Source organism: Aquabacterium sp. A08, assembly GCF_011742065.1.
This window is the reverse complement of record NZ_JAAQQT010000694.1, coordinates 12,383-15,104: the sequence shown is the minus strand read 5'-3', so window position 1 is coordinate 15,104 and position 2,722 is coordinate 12,383. Positions and strand designations below refer to the sequence as shown.

At 70.8% G+C, this 2,722-nt stretch carries 1 protein-coding gene and 1 pseudogene; one reads left to right on the top strand and one right to left on the bottom strand.

Annotation, left to right across the window (positions count from 1 at the left end; translation table 11 throughout):
• The coding region (locus HA630_RS20195) for an EAL domain-containing protein (RefSeq protein ID WP_166837207.1) at positions 1–2,517 on the top strand (2,517 nt) is incomplete at its 5' end.
• 4 nt (positions 2,518–2,521) lie between these two features.
• Here HA630_RS20195 and HA630_RS23855 read toward each other — a convergent pair.
• Positions 2,522–2,722, bottom strand: a pseudogene (locus HA630_RS23855) (hypothetical protein); the annotation flags it as partial.

Below are 2,722 nucleotides of genomic sequence, written 5' to 3'. Positions count from 1 at the left end.
GCCGGCCTGATGGCCTGGGCCAGCGAGGCCCTGCTGCGCCACCGCATCGACGACGCGGTGGGCGCCATCCCGGCGCACCTGGTGGCCGGCGTCTGGGGCACCCTGGCGGTGGGGCTGTTCGGCGACCCGGCGGTGCTGCAGACCGGGCTGGGCCGCTGGGAGCAGCTGGGTGTGCAGGCGCTGGGCGTGGCGGTGTGCGGCGCCTGGTGCGTCAGCGTGACCTGGCTCTGCCTGCGGCTGTGGGGCCTGGGCGGCGGAGGCCTGCGCGTCGGCGCCGAAGAGGAACGGACCGGCCTGAACGTGGCCGAACACGGCGCCCGCACCGAGCTGATCGACCTGTTGACCGCGATGGAGCGGCAACGCTTGTCGGGCGACCTGCGCCAGCGCGTGCCCGAAGAAGCGTTCACCGAGGTCGGCCAGGTGGCCCAGGCCTACAACCGGGTGATTGCCGCGCTGGAGCAGGCCACCCAGCGCACGCTGGCGGTGGTGCGCGACATGCGCGACGGCATCGTCACCTTCACCCACGACGGGGTGCTGACCAGCCTCAACCCCGGCGCCGAGAAGCTGCTGGGCGCCAGCGCGGCGCAGGCCACGGGTCGCCCCTTTGTGCAGGTGCTGCGCGAAGCCGGCCACCCCGACGCGCTGGACCCCGAACGCCTGTGCCGCCCCGGGGCCAAATTGGAGTTGCGCATCGCCCGGCCCGGCAAGCCCAAGCAGTACTACGAGGTGTCGGTCAGCGAAAACCACCAGGACGCGGAACTGCGCTTCACCGGGGCGGTGCGCGACATCACCGAACGCAAGGCGGTGGAGGCGCAGCTGCACCGGGAACGCGACCTGGCCCAGGTCACGCTGGCGTCCATCGGCGACGGCGTCATCACCACCGACGAGGCCGGGGTGATCCAGTACATCAACCCGGTGGCCGCGCGCCTGACCGGCTGGCCCATGCACCAGGCGCGGGGCCAGCTGATCACCGCGGTCTACAACCTGCAGGACGAGCACAGCCGCCAGGCGCTGCCCAACCCGGTGCGCGAGGTGCTCAAGCGCAGCCAGCCGCTGCCCCGGCGCGAACACGCGCTGCTGCTGCGGCGCGACCAGGACAGCGTGCCGGTGCTGGACACGGCCGCCCCGATCCGCTCGCGCGACGGCATCCTGATCGGGGCGGTGCTGGTGTTCCACGACGTGACGGTGACGCTGAACCTGGCGCGCGAGCTGACCCACCAGGCCACCCACGACGCGCTCACCGGCATCCCGAACCGGCGCGAATTCGAACGCCGCCTGTCCGAACTGCTGGCCCGCCCGGACGCCTCCAGCCGCGAGCACGTGCTGTGCTACCTGGACCTGGACCAGTTCAAGATCGTCAACGACACCTGCGGCCACGTCGCCGGCGACGAGCTGCTGCGCCAGGTCACGCAGCGGATGCGCGGCCTGCTGCGCGCGGCCGACACCCTGGCCCGGCTGGGCGGCGACGAGTTCGGGCTGATCCTGCAAAGCTGCCCGCTGGAGCGCGCGCTGCAGCTGGCCAACACCCTGCGCGAGGCCATCGCCGACTTCCGTTTCGGCTGGGAAGGCAAGTCCTTCTCCATCGGCGTGTCCATCGGGCTGGTCTGCATCGACCAGACCCAGCGCGACCTGGGCCTGCTGCTGGCCTGCGCCGACGCGGCCTGCTACGCCGCCAAGGAAAGCGGGCGCAACCGGGTGCACGTGTACCAGGTGGACGACAGCCGGCTGATGGAGCAGCAGGGCCAGATGCAATGGGTGTCACGCCTGCAGTCGGCGCTGGACCAGGACCGCCTGCGGCTGTACGTGCAGCCCATCGTGCCGCTGTTCCCGGCCCCAGGCGACCAGACCCATTTTGAAATTTTGGTGCGGCTGGAGGAAGACGGCAAGGTGGTGCTGCCCGGCGCCTTCCTGCCCGCGGCCGAACGCTATGGGCTGATGGCGCGCATCGATCAGTGGGTGGTCAACAACACGCTGGCCTGGATGGGCGACCGGCTGCGCCAGCAGGGCCGCCTGGACGGGGTGTACTGCATCAACCTGTCCGGGGCGTCGCTGTCGGACGAGCGCTTCCGCCAGAACCTGCACGCCAGCCTGGAACAGCTGCAACTGCCGCGCGGCGCGGTGTGTTTCGAGATCACCGAGACCGCGGCGGTGGCCAACCTGTCCAAAGTGGTGCATTTCATCGGCGAGGTGCAGCAGCTCGGCTGCCTGTTCGCGCTGGACGACTTCGGCAGCGGCCTGTCGTCCTTCGCCTACCTGAAGAACCTGCCGGTGGACTTCCTGAAGATCGACGGTGGCTTTGTCAAGGACATCGAATCCGACCCGATCGACCTGGCCATGGTGCAGGCGATCAACGCCATCGGCCACGTGATGGGGCTGAAAACGATCGCGGAATACGTGTGCAGCGAGGGCATTCTGGAACGCGTGCGCGAGATCGGGGTGGACTACGCCCAGGGCTTCCACCTGGGCGAGCCGCGCCCGCTGGTGGACATGGCGCAGGTGCGGCTGATGCCGCGCTGAAGGCTCAGGCCCGGGGCAAGGCGTCGGCCAGGTGCAGTTCGTCCCAGCGGCTGGCCTGCCAGGCGCCCTGGGTGGCGCCCGAGCGCGGCAGCAGCAAGGCCTGCGCCAGCGGGGCCAGGGGCACCGCCGCCGGGTCCACCAGCAGCACCAGCGGGGCCTCGTCGCCCGCCAACTGGCCAACCCAACCCAGCGCCAGCAGGGTTTC